This is a genomic window from Bacillus sp. PS217 (genome assembly GCF_037963535.1).
Lineage (GTDB): Bacteria > Bacillota > Bacilli > Bacillales > Bacillaceae > Bacillus > Bacillus subtilis.
This window is the reverse complement of sequence record NZ_CP150157.1, coordinates 2733385-2745717: the sequence shown is the minus strand read 5'-3', so window position 1 is coordinate 2745717 and position 12333 is coordinate 2733385. Positions and strand designations below refer to the sequence as shown.

The following is a 12333-nucleotide window of genomic DNA, read 5'->3' as shown; positions in this document are numbered from 1 at the left end:
ATAGACGAATGTCTACACATATGCTATAATAAATATATAAGGAGGTGAGGAAATGCTAGACAACATAATAAAAATCCTTCAAATTATCTTCTATGTTGTTTCTATCGGTTGGATTTTTCAGCAGTCCCACGATAGTAACAAGAAAGATAATAAGAAGGATTAACGATTGCAGGGAAGCGAGTGGGAGCTCGCTTCTCAATAACATTATAATCAGTCTAGCATAAAAAATGAAGAAAAACCAAAAGTTCATCTTTTCATTAATTCTTTTGAGTGCGGCAGCGATAGGCGTGCGCTCCTTTTGGACAAACGCATTTACAACGTCTGTAATGGCTATAATTGTAGCATTGACAATTTATGCTGTTCTCAAAGATATGGCTTTAAGGAGAAAATAACATGGAATTTCATTTAAGAGGTCGCCAGGAGGTTGAGGGCTTCGTAAAAACTGAGGTCCTCAGCACTTCCGAAGTTGCCGAGATTTTAGGGGTAAATAAGCAGCGCATGAGTAAGTTGATAAGTGACAAACGCATTGAAGCTGTAAAAAAGATAGGGAATACAAGTTTGTTTTTACGCCAGGATGCGGAGGCTTTAAAAGAAGAACTTGAAGCAAATAAAAAATATCGCCCCCATAATAATTGAGCCCACTCATATGAGCAGGGCTTTTTTACTTATCTAGTAATCACATGGTACTTTTCTCCCCTTTATCTCGAACTGAGGGTTTTTTGATTGTTTAAGAACAAATGTTCTGTTATCTTCTTTTTGAGGTGATAGGTGTGAAAGAGCTGCCAAAAGAGCTACTTGAAGAACTTGAAAGAACTACCTTCCTACTTAATGAAGTTATAGAGATATACGAGCAGCACGAAGGAGAGCCAGCAGAAAAGCCGGCTATCACTTGCCCATCATGCCGTAAAGAATCGACTAATTATGTTTGCGATTGGTACGGTAATAGGCACGTCCATTTCCTTTGTGATTGCGGCTGCCGTGTCCATCAATAAACAAAAGGCCTCTCGTCATACGAAAGGCCTTTTTACTTATGCGCCTACTCTTATTTCACGACCTAAACCCATTCCAATTGCTGGGTCATGGTGTGTACCTACCGGTAACTCACGTTGAATTTTCATCTTAATCACTCCTTCCTATAATGAGGAATACTGCATCTTTCCCAATTCTCCTTTTTTATTTAAATAGATTCCGTAATAGTTTATTTGTTGCTTTACCGGCTGCACGGCGGGCAATACGTTTCCCGAGAGTGCCGTTTTTAGCAGCATTAACATCCCCTAAAATTTTAGCCGACTTGTAGAGCGCTGATCTTATTTTATTAATGTTCATAAGTGCCTCCCTGGTTATTTCTACTTAAATTATAAACCTTTTTTAAAATCTGAAAAATTTTTTTGAAACATTTCGTGCAGCTGTGCGTCTAACATACGTATCCTTAGATATTTTCTGTATTTATGTCTATTTTACATGTTTATACTTAAATACAAAAAATCAAGTCATCCATAAACGCACCGTATTTATCGGAAGCCTGAATTCATCTATTGTCCACCCGCGAGAGGTGTTTAAAGAAGCGTTTAAACGATCTGCCGCTTCCTTTATCTGTGTTCATAATCATCCTTCTGGAGATCCGACGCCTAGCAGGGAAGATATTGAAGTGACAAGACGGCTGTTTGAATGCGGAAACCTGATTGGCATCGAGCTGCTTGACCATTTGGTGATCGGGGATAAAAAATTTGTGAGTTTAAAGGAAAAAGGATATTTGTAACACTTTTTTTTTCGTCGAATTAAGCTATAATAGAGTTTATGAGTTTTTCCCTTTAGGGTATTTTTGCTTTAAGAAAGGAAGATACATACATATGTTTGGAATTGGTGCTAGAGACCTTGGTATAGATCTTGGAACTGCGAATACGCTTGTTTTTGTAAAAGGAAAAGGAATTGTTGTGAGAGAGCCGTCAGTTGTCGCTTTGCAGACGGATACGAAATCGATTGTCGCTGTCGGAAATGATGCGAAAAATATGATTGGACGGACACCGGGCAACGTGGTGGCTCTGCGCCCGATGAAAGACGGCGTTATCGCTGATTATGAAACAACGGCGACGATGATGAAATATTACATCAATCAGGCCATAAAAAATAAAGGCATGTTTGCCAGAAAACCATATGTAATGGTATGTGTCCCATCAGGCATTACAGCTGTTGAAGAACGCGCTGTTATCGATGCGACAAGACAGGCGGGAGCGCGTGACGCGTATCCGATTGAAGAGCCTTTTGCCGCAGCAATCGGAGCCAATTTGCCAGTTTGGGAACCGACTGGAAGCATGGTTGTTGATATCGGGGGCGGTACGACAGAAGTTGCGATTATTTCCCTCGGAGGCATCGTAACGTCTCAGTCAATCCGTGTAGCCGGTGATGAGATGGATGACGCGATTATCAACTACATCAGAAAAACGTACAATCTGATGATCGGTGACCGTACGGCTGAAGCGATTAAAATGGAAATCGGATCTGCAGAAGCTCCTGAAGAATCCGACAACATGGAAATCCGCGGACGCGATTTGCTGACAGGTCTGCCGAAAACAATTGAAATTACAGGAAAAGAGATTTCTAATGCTCTACGCGACACTGTATCTACAATTGTCGAAGCAGTGAAGAGCACACTCGAAAAAACACCGCCTGAGCTTGCAGCAGATATCATGGACAGAGGTATAGTGTTAACCGGCGGCGGAGCGCTTTTGCGCAATTTGGACAAAGTCATCAGCGAAGAAACAAAAATGCCGGTTCTTATCGCCGAAGATCCGCTTGATTGTGTAGCGATCGGAACAGGGAAAGCACTGGAGCACATCCATCTTTTCAAAGGGAAAACTAGATAATCGGGAGTTCAATAGAAGAGGTGTAACACGATGCCGAATAAGCGGTTAATGCTATTACTTCTGTGTATTATCATATTGGTGGCTATGATTGGATTTTCGCTGAAGGGCGGCCGCAATACCACCTGGCCTGAGAAAGTGATCGGCGATACGACGGGAGTATTTCAAAATATTTTTCATACGCCTGCCGAATTTTTTGCAGGAATATTTGAGAACATCAATGATTTAAAAAACACATACAAAGAAAACGAGCGTCTAAGAGAAAAACTTGACGGACAGACACAATATGAAGCTAAGCTTCAAGAGCTTGAAGAAGAAAACAAATCCTTGCGTGACGAGCTTGGCCATGTCAAATCGATTAAAGATTACAAGCCGATTTTAGCAACGGTCATCGCCAGAAGCCCTGATAATTGGGCGAAACAGGTCACCATTAACAAGGGGACTCAGCAAAACGTAGCGAAAGATATGGCCGTTACAAACGAAAAAGGCGCATTAATCGGCAAGATCAAAAGCTCCGGACTTAACAATTTTACGTCTGCTGTTCAGCTTTTAAGCGATACTGACCGCAATAACAGAGTCGCGACAAAAATTTCCGGAAAAAAAGGCAGCAAAGGCTACGGCTTGATCGAAGGATATGACAAAGAGAAAAAACGTCTTAAGATGACAATTATTGAGCGTAAGGATAAACAAGACGTGAAAAAAGGCGATCTTATTGAAACATCAGGGACAGGCGGTGTTTTCCCAGAAGGGCTGACAATCGGTGAAGTGACTGATATCGAGTCAGATTCCTATGGATTAACGAAGGTTGCTTATGTAAAACCTGCGGCTGACCTTACAGATTTAAATAATGTGATCGTTGTTAACCGTGACGTGCCGACTGTCGATACAGAGGAGGAAGGATCGTGAAACGTTTCCTTCTCCCTTTCGTTATGATGCTTGTTTTTTCTGCGGAAAGCATTTTTACAGATTTGGTGCATTTTCCTTTCGTTACAGATGACCAAGTGCTCGCCCCGCGTTTTTTGATGCTTGTATTGATATTCATGTCGGCTTTTATCAACCAAAAACACGCGATGATTTACGGATTTATTTTTGGTTTTCTATATGACATGAACTATACAAGTCTATTAGGCGTTTACATGTTTGGTTTTGCAGGGCTATGCTATTTGGCTTCAAAAGCGTTTAAAGTGTTACATACAAACGCATTTGTAGTGATATTGATAGCAGTTCTGGCTGTCTGTCTGCTCGAATTTTACGTATTCGGCATTCAGTCTTTGATTCATAAAGATATTATGACGTTTAACGGATTTGTGCTTGACCGGTTTATACCGACAATTTTATTAAATATTGCAGCAGCTCTTATTCTTGTTCTGCCATTTAGATTGTTTTTTATGAGTCTAAAGAAAGAATTGAGAGATGAGTAAAAAGGATTTTATCTTTTTTTGACGAAATGAGTATGTTGTTGAGGTGAATATTGTGAAGACCAAAAAGCAGCAATATGTAACAATAAAAGGAACAAAGAATGGACTAACATTGCATCTGGATGATGCATGTTCTTTTGATGAGCTTCTCGATGGTCTTCAGAATATGCTGTCAATTGAACAATATACCGATGGAAAAGGCCAGAAAATCAGCGTTCATGTTAAGCTGGGAAATCGCTTTTTATATAAGGAGCAAGAGGAACAGCTAACCGAATTAATTGCGTCAAAGAAAGATTTGTTTGTTCATTCTATTGACAGTGAAGTCATTACTAAAAAAGAAGCACAGCAGATAAGAGAGGAAGCCGAAATTATTTCTGTTTCAAAAATTGTCCGTTCAGGCCAAGTGCTGCAGGTAAAAGGCGACTTGCTCCTGATCGGTGACGTGAATCCCGGCGGAACAGTCAGGGCCGGAGGGAACATTTTTGTTCTGGGCTCACTGAAAGGAATCGCGCATGCCGGGTTTAATGGAAATAATCAAGCGGTCATCGCCGCCTCTGAAATGCTTCCGACACAATTAAGAATCAATCATGTGTTAAATCGCTCCCCAGACCACATTCAAAAAGGGAACGAAATGGAATGTGCTTATTTAGATACAGACGGAAATATGGTCATTGAACGCCTTCAACATTTGGCTCATTTAAGACCTGATCTAACAAGGCTTGAGGGAGGAATGTGAATTGGGTGAGGCTATCGTAATAACTTCGGGAAAAGGCGGAGTAGGTAAGACAACAACATCTGCGAACCTCGGTACCGCCTTAGCCATTTTAGGGAAGCGCGTATGCTTAGTAGATACTGATATAGGACTGCGCAACCTTGATGTTGTAATGGGTCTTGAAAATAGAATTATTTACGATCTGGTAGACGTTGTAGAGGGCAGATGCAAAATGCATCAGGCGCTCGTAAAAGACAAACGTTTCGATGATCTGCTCTATTTAATGCCCGCTGCTCAAACGAGCGATAAGACAGCTGTTGCTCCTGAACAAATTAAAAACATGGTCCAAGAGCTCAAACAGGAATTTGACTATGTCATCATAGACTGTCCTGCCGGAATCGAGCAAGGGTACAAAAATGCCGTTTCCGGAGCTGATAAAGCGATTGTGGTCACTACGCCTGAAATCTCAGCTGTTCGTGATGCTGACCGTATTATAGGGCTGCTGGAGCAAGAAGAAAATGTTGAATCGCCGCGGCTTGTTGTAAACAGAATCAGAAATCACCTGATGAAAAACGGTGACACGATGGATATCGACGAAATCGTACAGCATCTGTCGATCGATTTGCTCGGAATCGTGGCTGATGATGATGAAGTCATCAAAGCTTCCAACCATGGTGAACCGATTGCGATGGACCCGAAAAATCGCGCTTCTATTGCATATCGCAATATTGCCCGCCGCATCTTAGGTGAATCTGTTCCTTTACAGGTGCTTGAAGAGCAAAACAAAGGAATGATGGCTAAGATTAAGTCATTTTTCGGAGTAAGATCTTAATGTGATAGAATCAAAGAGAAGAATCTGACAAAGCATATGCTGTGTCAGGTTTTTTTGTTTTTGCCTGCTTTGTTCTTGACTAAACCGAATATTTGCCATGGACAAGACATATGATGTACAAACCCAACGAATGCAAAGGATGATGGCAATGAGTCACAGAGCAGATGAAATCAGAAAACGATTAGAGAAAAGAAGAAAGCAGCTTTCCGGCTCAAAACGTTTCTCTACTCAGACAGTTTCTGAAAAGCAGAAACCCCCGTCCTGGGTGATGGTAACGGATCAGGAAAAACATGGAACACTCCCGGTATATGAAGATAACATGCCAACATTCAACGGAAAACACCCATTGGTGAAAACAGATTCAATTATCCTGAAATGTCTTCTGTCGGCCTGCCTTGTTCTCGTTTCAGCTATAGCCTATAAAACAAACATTGGACCCGTCAGTCAGATTAAACCCGCCGTAGCCAAAACCTTTGAAACTGAATTTCAATTTGCCTCAGCAAGCCATTGGTTCGAAACCAAATTCGGAAATCCGCTTGCTTTCCTGGCTCCTGAACACAAAAATAAGGAACAGCAGATTGAAGTAGGCAAAGATCTGATCGCGCCTGCATCCGGGAAAGTACAGCAGGATTTTCAGGACAATGGGGAAGGAATTAAAGTCGAAACAAGCAGCGATAAGATTGATAGTGTAAAAGAAGGCTATGTGGTTGAAGTCAGCAAAGACAGCCAGACGGGACTGACGGTTAAGGTGCAGCATGCTGACAACACCTATAGTATCTATGGCGAGCTCAAAGATGTGGATGTTGCTTTATATGATTTTGTGGATAAAGGCAAAAAGCTCGGTTCGATTAAGCTTGATGATCATAATAAAGGGGTCTATTATTTTGCCATGAAAGACGGCGATAAATTTATTGATCCGATTCAGGTGATTTCATTTGAATAAATGGCTCGACCTTATCTTAAAGATCCATGTGCATCCTTTTCTTTGGATTATCGCGGCGCTGGGCTTGCTCACAGGCCATATGAAAGCATTATTTTGTCTGCTCCTGATTGTATTGATTCATGAGCTGGGGCATGCTGCTCTGGCTGTGTTTTTTTCTTGGAGAATCAAGCGTGTTTTTTTGCTGCCGTTTGGCGGAACGGTCGAAGTGGAAGAGCACGGGAATCGGCCGTTAAAGGAAGAGTTTGCGGTCATTATTGCCGGACCTCTTCAGCACATCTGGCTTCAGTTTGCCGCCTGGATGCTTGCAGAAGTCTCAGTGATTCATCAGCATACCTTTGAACTCTTCACCTTTTATAATCTTTCTATCTTATTTGTCAATTTACTGCCGATCTGGCCGCTGGATGGAGGAAAACTGTTATTTTTGTTGTTTTCCAAACAGCTGCCTTTTCAAAAGGCTCACCGACTTAATCTAAAAACGTCGCTCTGCTTCTGCCTGCTGCTCGGGTGCTGGGTTTTATTCGTGATTCCTCTGCAAATCAGCGCATGGGTTTTGTTTGTCTTTCTGGCTGTTTCCTTGTTTGAGGAATATCGGCAAAGGCACTATATCCATGTGAGATTTCTCCTCGAAAGGTATTACGGAAAAAACAGGGAGCTTGAGAAACTTCTGCCGCTGACAGTAAAGGCGGAGGATAAAGTCTATCATGTGATGGCCGAGTTCAAACGTGGCTGTAAGCATCCGATTATTATAGAAAAATCAGGCCAAAAGCTCAGCCAGCTTGACGAGAATGAAGTGCTGCACGCTTACTTTGCCGATAAGCGGACGAATTCTTCCATGGAGGAACTGCTTCTGCCCTACTAAAACTGATTGACAAACGCCTTGTATTTTGGTATATTTTTTAATGTTATGGATGTAGCACCATTGCTACAACCGCTCAGTACAGGTGTTAAGAGCTTTTACAGCCCCCTGGTATCTGGCGAGTCTTAGTCTAATAGGAGGTGCAGAGAATGTACGCAATCATTAAAACAGGCGGTAAACAAATCAAAGTTGAAGAAGGCCAAACTGTTTACATCGAAAAACTTGCTGCTGAAGCAGGTGAAACAGTTACTTTTGAAGACGTTTTGTTTGTTGGCGGAGACAACGTGAAAGTCGGCAACCCTACAGTTGAAGGCGCAACAGTAACGGCTAAAGTTGAAAAACAAGGCCGCGCGAAAAAAATCACTGTTTTCAGATACAAACCAAAGAAAAACGTTCATAAAAAACAAGGTCATCGTCAGCCTTACACTAAAGTGACGATCGAAAAAATCAACGCGTAAGCATGATTCAGGCAACAATCAGGAGGTCTCATGATAAAGGCATATTGTCTTTTGAAATGACGGGCCATGCGAATTTTGCTGAACATGGACAAGATCTTGTTTGTGCCGGAGTGACAGCCGTTGTGTTTGGAGCCGTTAACGCGGTCATTGTGCTCGCGGGCTTCGAGCCGCTTCTTGATATAGGGGAGGACGGGGGTTATTTTTATTTTGAATTCCCTGAATCTCTTGATCCAGAGGCACGCCAAAAAGCTCAGCTGCTGATTGAAGGCATGATTGTTTCGCTGGAGACAATCGAACGGGATTACAAAGACAACTTGCGTGTGACCACAAACATAATATAGGAGGTGAGCTACATGCTTAGATTAGATCTTCAGTTTTTCGCTTCTAAAAAAGGAGTAGGTTCTACAAAGAACGGACGTGACTCTGAGGCTAAACGTTTAGGTGCTAAACGTGCTGACGGTCAATTCGTAACAGGCGGTTCTATCCTTTACCGTCAACGCGGAACAAAAATTTACCCAGGTGAAAACGTGGGCCGCGGCGGAGATGACACTCTATTTGCGAAAATCGACGGAACTGTTAAATTCGAACGTTTCGGCCGTGACCGCAAAAAAGTGAGCGTATATCCTGTAGCTCAATAATGATTCAAAAAACTCCGGTCGATGATGACTGGAGTTTTTTTTGCAATATGCGGAGTAAACACCTAGAATGAAATGCAGAGTATGTGCGAGCAGACCCCGCCAAGAATGAGAATAAACATCTCAAACCCACTGGATATGTTCCCCAAGCAGTAATACATAAAATGTTCTGCCTGGCTGCAAATCAACCAAAGCCAGAAAAAAGGAACATGATATTTCTGGGAAAAACAATTGTTTTTCTAACAAAGCCTTCTCTGTTATAATTCATAATACACACTTATACAGACTCCTAAATAAGAAATTAAATGATTGGGAGTGCGAAAATGAAGGATGTTTCAAAAAATCAAGAAGAAAATATAAGCGACACGGCATTAACAAACGAACTGATTCATCTGCTTGGCCATTCCCGGCATGATTGGATGAATAAGCTGCAGCTGATTAAAGGAAACTTAAGCTTACAGAAGTATGACCGTGTCTTTGAAATGATTGAAGAAATGGTTATAGACGCAAAGCACGAATCAAAGCTCTCAAACCTGAAAACACCGCATTTGGCGTTTGATTTTCTTACGTTTAATTGGAAAACCCATTATATGACGCTTGAATATGAAGTTCTCGGAGAAATTAAGGATTTGTCGGCTTATGATCAAAAGCTGGCGAAACTGATGAGAAAGCTGTTTCATCTGTTTGATCAAGCAGTCAGCAGAGAGAGTGAAAATCATTTAACGGTTTCGCTTCAAACGGATCATCCTGACAGACAGCTGATTCTGTACCTTGATTTTCACGGCGCCTTTGCCGATCCATCTGCTTTTGATGATATTCGGCAGAATGGATATGAGGACGTTGATATCATGCGTTTTGAAATCACGAGCCACGAATGTCTGATTGAAATTGGGTTGGACTAGCGGAGTTTTTAACGGTTTAGAACGGAGGACATTATGTTTGTAGATCAGGTCAAAGTATATGTAAAAGGCGGCGACGGCGGCAACGGTATGGTTGCGTTTCGCCGTGAAAAATATGTGCCGAAAGGCGGCCCTGCCGGCGGTGACGGAGGAAAGGGAGGAGACGTCGTTTTTGAAGTAGATGAAGGTCTCCGCACCCTGATGGATTTTAGATACAAAAAACACTTTAAAGCGATTCGCGGCGAGCATGGCATGTCCAAAAACCAGCACGGGCGAAATGCTGATGATATGGTCATTAAAGTTCCGCCGGGCACCGTTGTGACAGACGATGATACAAAACAGGTCATCGCTGATTTAACAGAGCACGGACAGCGGGCTGTCATTGCAAGAGGCGGAAGAGGAGGAAGAGGGAATAGCCGCTTTGCTACACCGGCTAATCCCGCGCCTCAGCTTTCAGAAAACGGCGAGCCGGGAAAAGAACGCTACATTGTTCTTGAATTAAAAGTGCTTGCAGATGTCGGACTTGTCGGGTTCCCGAGTGTGGGAAAATCTACTTTGCTGTCTGTTGTCTCATCTGCAAAACCGAAAATTGCGGACTATCACTTTACAACGCTTGTCCCGAATCTCGGCATGGTTGAAACGGATGACGGACGCAGCTTTGTCATGGCTGATTTGCCGGGGCTGATTGAAGGCGCACACCAAGGCGTCGGACTTGGCCACCAGTTTTTGCGCCATATTGAACGGACAAGGGTTATTGTTCACGTCATTGACATGTCAGGCTTAGAAGGCCGTGATCCATATGATGATTATCTTACGATTAACCAGGAGCTGAGCGAGTACAATCTGCGTCTCACTGAGCGTCCGCAAATTATCGTTGCAAATAAAATGGACATGCCGGAGGCTGCGGAAAATCTCGAAGCCTTTAAAGAAAAGCTGACGGATGATTATCCGGTATTCCCGATCAGTGCGGTGACAAGAGAAGGTCTGCGTGAGCTTCTGTTTGAGGTTGCCAATCAGCTTGAGAACACACCGGAATTCCCGCTGTATGACGAGGAAGAGCTTACACAAAACCGTGTCATGTACACGATGGAAAATGAAGAAGTGCCATTTAACATTACACGCGATCCAGACGGTGTATTTGTGCTTTCAGGAGACAGCCTTGAGCGGTTATTCAAGATGACTGATTTCTCACGTGATGAATCGGTTAAACGGTTTGCAAGACAGATGCGCGGAATGGGTGTTGATGAAGCACTCAGAGAACGCGGAGCCAAGGATGGAGATATAATCAGGCTTCTGGAATTTGAATTTGAATTTATTGATTAATGAATGTTGGCTGAAAAGAGAGCCTGGTGCCAGGCTCTCTATTTTAAAGGGGGGATGCAAATGAAAGAGGAGACATTTTATCTTGTCCGTGAAGATGTATTGCCCGATGCAATGAGAAAAACATTAGAAGTCAAAAAGCTGCTTGATCGAAAAAAAGCAGATTCAGTAGCAGATGCCGTTCAAAAGGTCGATTTAAGCAGAAGTGCGTTTTATAAATACAGGGATGCTGTTTTTCCATTCTACACCATGGTAAAAGAACAAATTATCACACTTTTCTTTCATTTGGAGGATAGGTCAGGTGCGTTATCTCAGCTTCTTCAGGCGGTAGCTGATTCTGGAAGCAACGTTCTTTCCATTCACCAGACCATTCCGCTTCAAGGCAGAGCAAATGTGACACTGTCTATCAGTACGTCGGCAATGGAAGAAGACATTCATACATTAATGAATAAGCTCAGGAAGTTTGATTTTGTAGAAAAGGTTGAAATATTAGGTTCAGGTGCATAAGGGAGAGAAAATCGTCATGAAAGTCGGTTATTTAGGTCCAGCAGCTACATTTACACATCTAGCAGTCAGTTCTTGTTTTCAAAACGGCGCCGAACATGTTGCTTACCGCACCATTCCGGAGTGTATAGATGCAGCCGTTGCAGGCGAAGTTGATTTTGCTTTTGTTCCTTTGGAAAATGCATTAGAAGGATCTGTTAATCTAACAATAGACTATTTAATACATGAACAGCCCTTGCCAATCGTGGGTGAAATGACGTTGCCGATTCATCAGCACTTGCTCGTCCATCCCTCTAGAGAGAATGCATGGAAAGAGCTCGACAAAATTTACTCACATTCACACGCGATTGCGCAATGCCATAAATTTCTTCATCGACATTTTCCTTCCGTTCCATATGAATACGCCAATTCTACCGGGGCGGCAGCAAAGTTTGTCAGTGACCATCCCGAGCTGAATATCGGGGTCATTGCCAATGATATGGCAGCTTCTACATACGAATTAAAAATCGTGAAACGGGATATACAGGATTATAGGGACAATCATACAAGATTTGTTATCCTGTCTCCTGATGAAAACATATCTTTTGAAGTGAATTCAAAATTGAGTTCTAGGCCCAAAACGACCTTAATGGTCATGCTGCCGCAGGATGATCAGTCCGGGGCGCTGCATAGAGTGCTGTCTGCATTTTCTTGGAGAAATTTAAACTTGTCAAAAATTGAGTCACGTCCGACTAAAACCGGATTAGGCCATTATTTCTTTATTATTGATATTGAAAAAGCGTTTGATGATGTATTGATTCCAGGGGCCATGCAGGAGCTTGAAGCGCTCGGCTGCAAAGTGAAGCTCCTAGGTGCATACCAGTCTTACCAATTATAAAAAAGCCCTCTAGAGGGC

Annotated in this window: 17 protein-coding genes, 1 pseudogene and 1 other annotated feature; of the genes and pseudogenes, 16 read left to right on the top strand and 2 right to left on the bottom strand. The window is 42.5% G+C overall.

Annotated features, from left to right (window positions below; genetic code table 11):
- Window positions 1-393: 393 nt before the first annotated feature.
- Window positions 394-636 carry a helix-turn-helix domain-containing protein gene (locus tag NSQ83_RS14320; RefSeq protein WP_042975111.1) on the top strand — a complete coding sequence of 81 codons (243 nt, stop codon included), beginning with the start codon at window positions 394-396 and terminating at the stop codon, window positions 634-636.
- A gap of 537 nt (window positions 637-1173) precedes the next feature.
- Here NSQ83_RS14320 and NSQ83_RS14315 read toward each other — a convergent pair.
- Complete coding sequence (locus tag NSQ83_RS14315; protein ID WP_042975112.1) at window positions 1174-1326, bottom strand: hypothetical protein; 153 nt, start codon at window positions 1324-1326, stop codon at window positions 1174-1176.
- A gap of 127 nt (window positions 1327-1453) precedes the next feature.
- On the opposite strand from NSQ83_RS14315, the pseudogene radC reads away from it, so the two are divergent.
- The 11 genes and pseudogenes from radC to rpmA all read left to right on the top strand — a co-directional run.
- Window positions 1454-1759: pseudogene (gene radC, locus NSQ83_RS14310) on the top strand (DNA repair protein RadC); the annotation flags it as partial.
- A gap of 91 nt (window positions 1760-1850) precedes the next feature.
- Window positions 1851-2864 carry a cell shape-determining protein MreB gene (gene mreB, locus NSQ83_RS14305; protein WP_003229650.1) on the top strand — a complete coding sequence of 338 codons (1014 nt, stop codon included), beginning with the start codon at window positions 1851-1853 and terminating at the stop codon, window positions 2862-2864.
- Window positions 2865-2894: 30 nt separating this feature from the next.
- Complete coding sequence (mreC, locus tag NSQ83_RS14300; protein WP_009967915.1) at window positions 2895-3767, top strand: rod shape-determining protein MreC; 873 nt, start codon at window positions 2895-2897, stop codon at window positions 3765-3767.
- On the top strand, window positions 3764-4282 hold the full coding sequence (gene mreD, locus NSQ83_RS14295; RefSeq protein ID WP_004398811.1) for a rod shape-determining protein MreD: 519 nt from the start codon (window positions 3764-3766) through the stop codon (window positions 4280-4282). Before mreC ends, mreD begins: the two co-directional genes overlap by 4 nt.
- A gap of 52 nt (window positions 4283-4334) precedes the next feature.
- On the top strand, window positions 4335-5015 hold the full coding sequence (gene minC / locus NSQ83_RS14290) for a septum site-determining protein MinC (RefSeq protein WP_004398901.1): 681 nt from the start codon (window positions 4335-4337) through the stop codon (window positions 5013-5015).
- Window position 5016: 1 nt separating this feature from the next.
- Window positions 5017-5823, top strand: coding sequence for a septum site-determining protein MinD (minD, locus tag NSQ83_RS14285; protein ID WP_014664846.1), 807 nt, complete (start codon window positions 5017-5019; stop codon window positions 5821-5823).
- Window positions 5824-5971: 148 nt separating this feature from the next.
- The gene (gene spoIVFA / locus NSQ83_RS14280) at window positions 5972-6766 is read left to right on the top strand and encodes a stage IV sporulation protein SpoIVFA (RefSeq protein WP_004398684.1); all 795 of its coding nucleotides are present in this window, start codon (window positions 5972-5974) and stop codon (window positions 6764-6766) included.
- On the top strand, window positions 6759-7625 hold the full coding sequence (spoIVFB, locus tag NSQ83_RS14275) for a stage IV sporulation intramembrane metalloprotease SpoIVFB (RefSeq protein WP_014480452.1): 867 nt from the start codon (window positions 6759-6761) through the stop codon (window positions 7623-7625). Before spoIVFA ends, spoIVFB begins: the two co-directional genes overlap by 8 nt.
- A 57-nt stretch (window positions 7626-7682) precedes the next feature.
- Window positions 7683-7758 (top strand) — a sequence feature (ribosomal protein L21 leader region).
- 13 nt (window positions 7759-7771) lie between these two features.
- Window positions 7772-8080 (top strand): 50S ribosomal protein L21, encoded by a 309-nt coding sequence (gene rplU, locus NSQ83_RS14270; protein ID WP_003229668.1) that lies wholly within the window; start codon window positions 7772-7774, stop codon window positions 8078-8080.
- A 2-nt stretch (window positions 8081-8082) separates the two neighbouring features.
- A complete protein-coding gene (locus NSQ83_RS14265) occupies window positions 8083-8421 on the top strand; it encodes a ribosomal-processing cysteine protease Prp (protein ID WP_003229669.1) in 339 nt (112 codons plus the stop codon).
- Window positions 8422-8433: 12 nt separating this feature from the next.
- The gene (rpmA, locus tag NSQ83_RS14260) at window positions 8434-8718 is read left to right on the top strand and encodes a 50S ribosomal protein L27 (RefSeq protein ID WP_003222623.1); all 285 of its coding nucleotides are present in this window, start codon (window positions 8434-8436) and stop codon (window positions 8716-8718) included.
- Between the two features lie 120 nt (window positions 8719-8838).
- Here rpmA and NSQ83_RS14255 read toward each other — a convergent pair whose 3' ends face one another.
- Window positions 8839-8961 (bottom strand): hypothetical protein, encoded by a 123-nt coding sequence (locus NSQ83_RS14255; protein ID WP_003229671.1) that lies wholly within the window; start codon window positions 8959-8961, stop codon window positions 8839-8841.
- A gap of 77 nt (window positions 8962-9038) precedes the next feature.
- Here NSQ83_RS14255 and spo0B point away from each other — a divergent pair, with 77 nt between their 5' ends.
- From spo0B to pheA, 4 genes are read left to right on the top strand one after another with little or no spacing between them, the layout of a single operon-like run.
- On the top strand, window positions 9039-9617 hold the full coding sequence (gene spo0B / locus NSQ83_RS14250) for a sporulation initiation phosphotransferase Sop0B (RefSeq protein ID WP_004399131.1): 579 nt from the start codon (window positions 9039-9041) through the stop codon (window positions 9615-9617).
- A gap of 33 nt (window positions 9618-9650) precedes the next feature.
- The gene (gene obgE, locus NSQ83_RS14245) at window positions 9651-10937 is read left to right on the top strand and encodes a GTPase ObgE (RefSeq protein WP_003246161.1); all 1287 of its coding nucleotides are present in this window, start codon (window positions 9651-9653) and stop codon (window positions 10935-10937) included.
- A 60-nt stretch (window positions 10938-10997) separates the two neighbouring features.
- Window positions 10998-11441, top strand: a complete 444-nt coding sequence (gene thrR / locus NSQ83_RS14240) for a transcriptional regulator ThrR (RefSeq protein ID WP_003222630.1) — start codon at window positions 10998-11000, stop codon at window positions 11439-11441.
- Between the two features lie 16 nt (window positions 11442-11457).
- Window positions 11458-12315: a prephenate dehydratase gene (pheA, locus tag NSQ83_RS14235; RefSeq protein WP_014477545.1), complete on the top strand. Its 858-nt coding sequence runs from the start codon at window positions 11458-11460 to the stop codon at window positions 12313-12315.
- The last annotated feature ends 18 nt before the right edge of the window (window positions 12316-12333 follow it).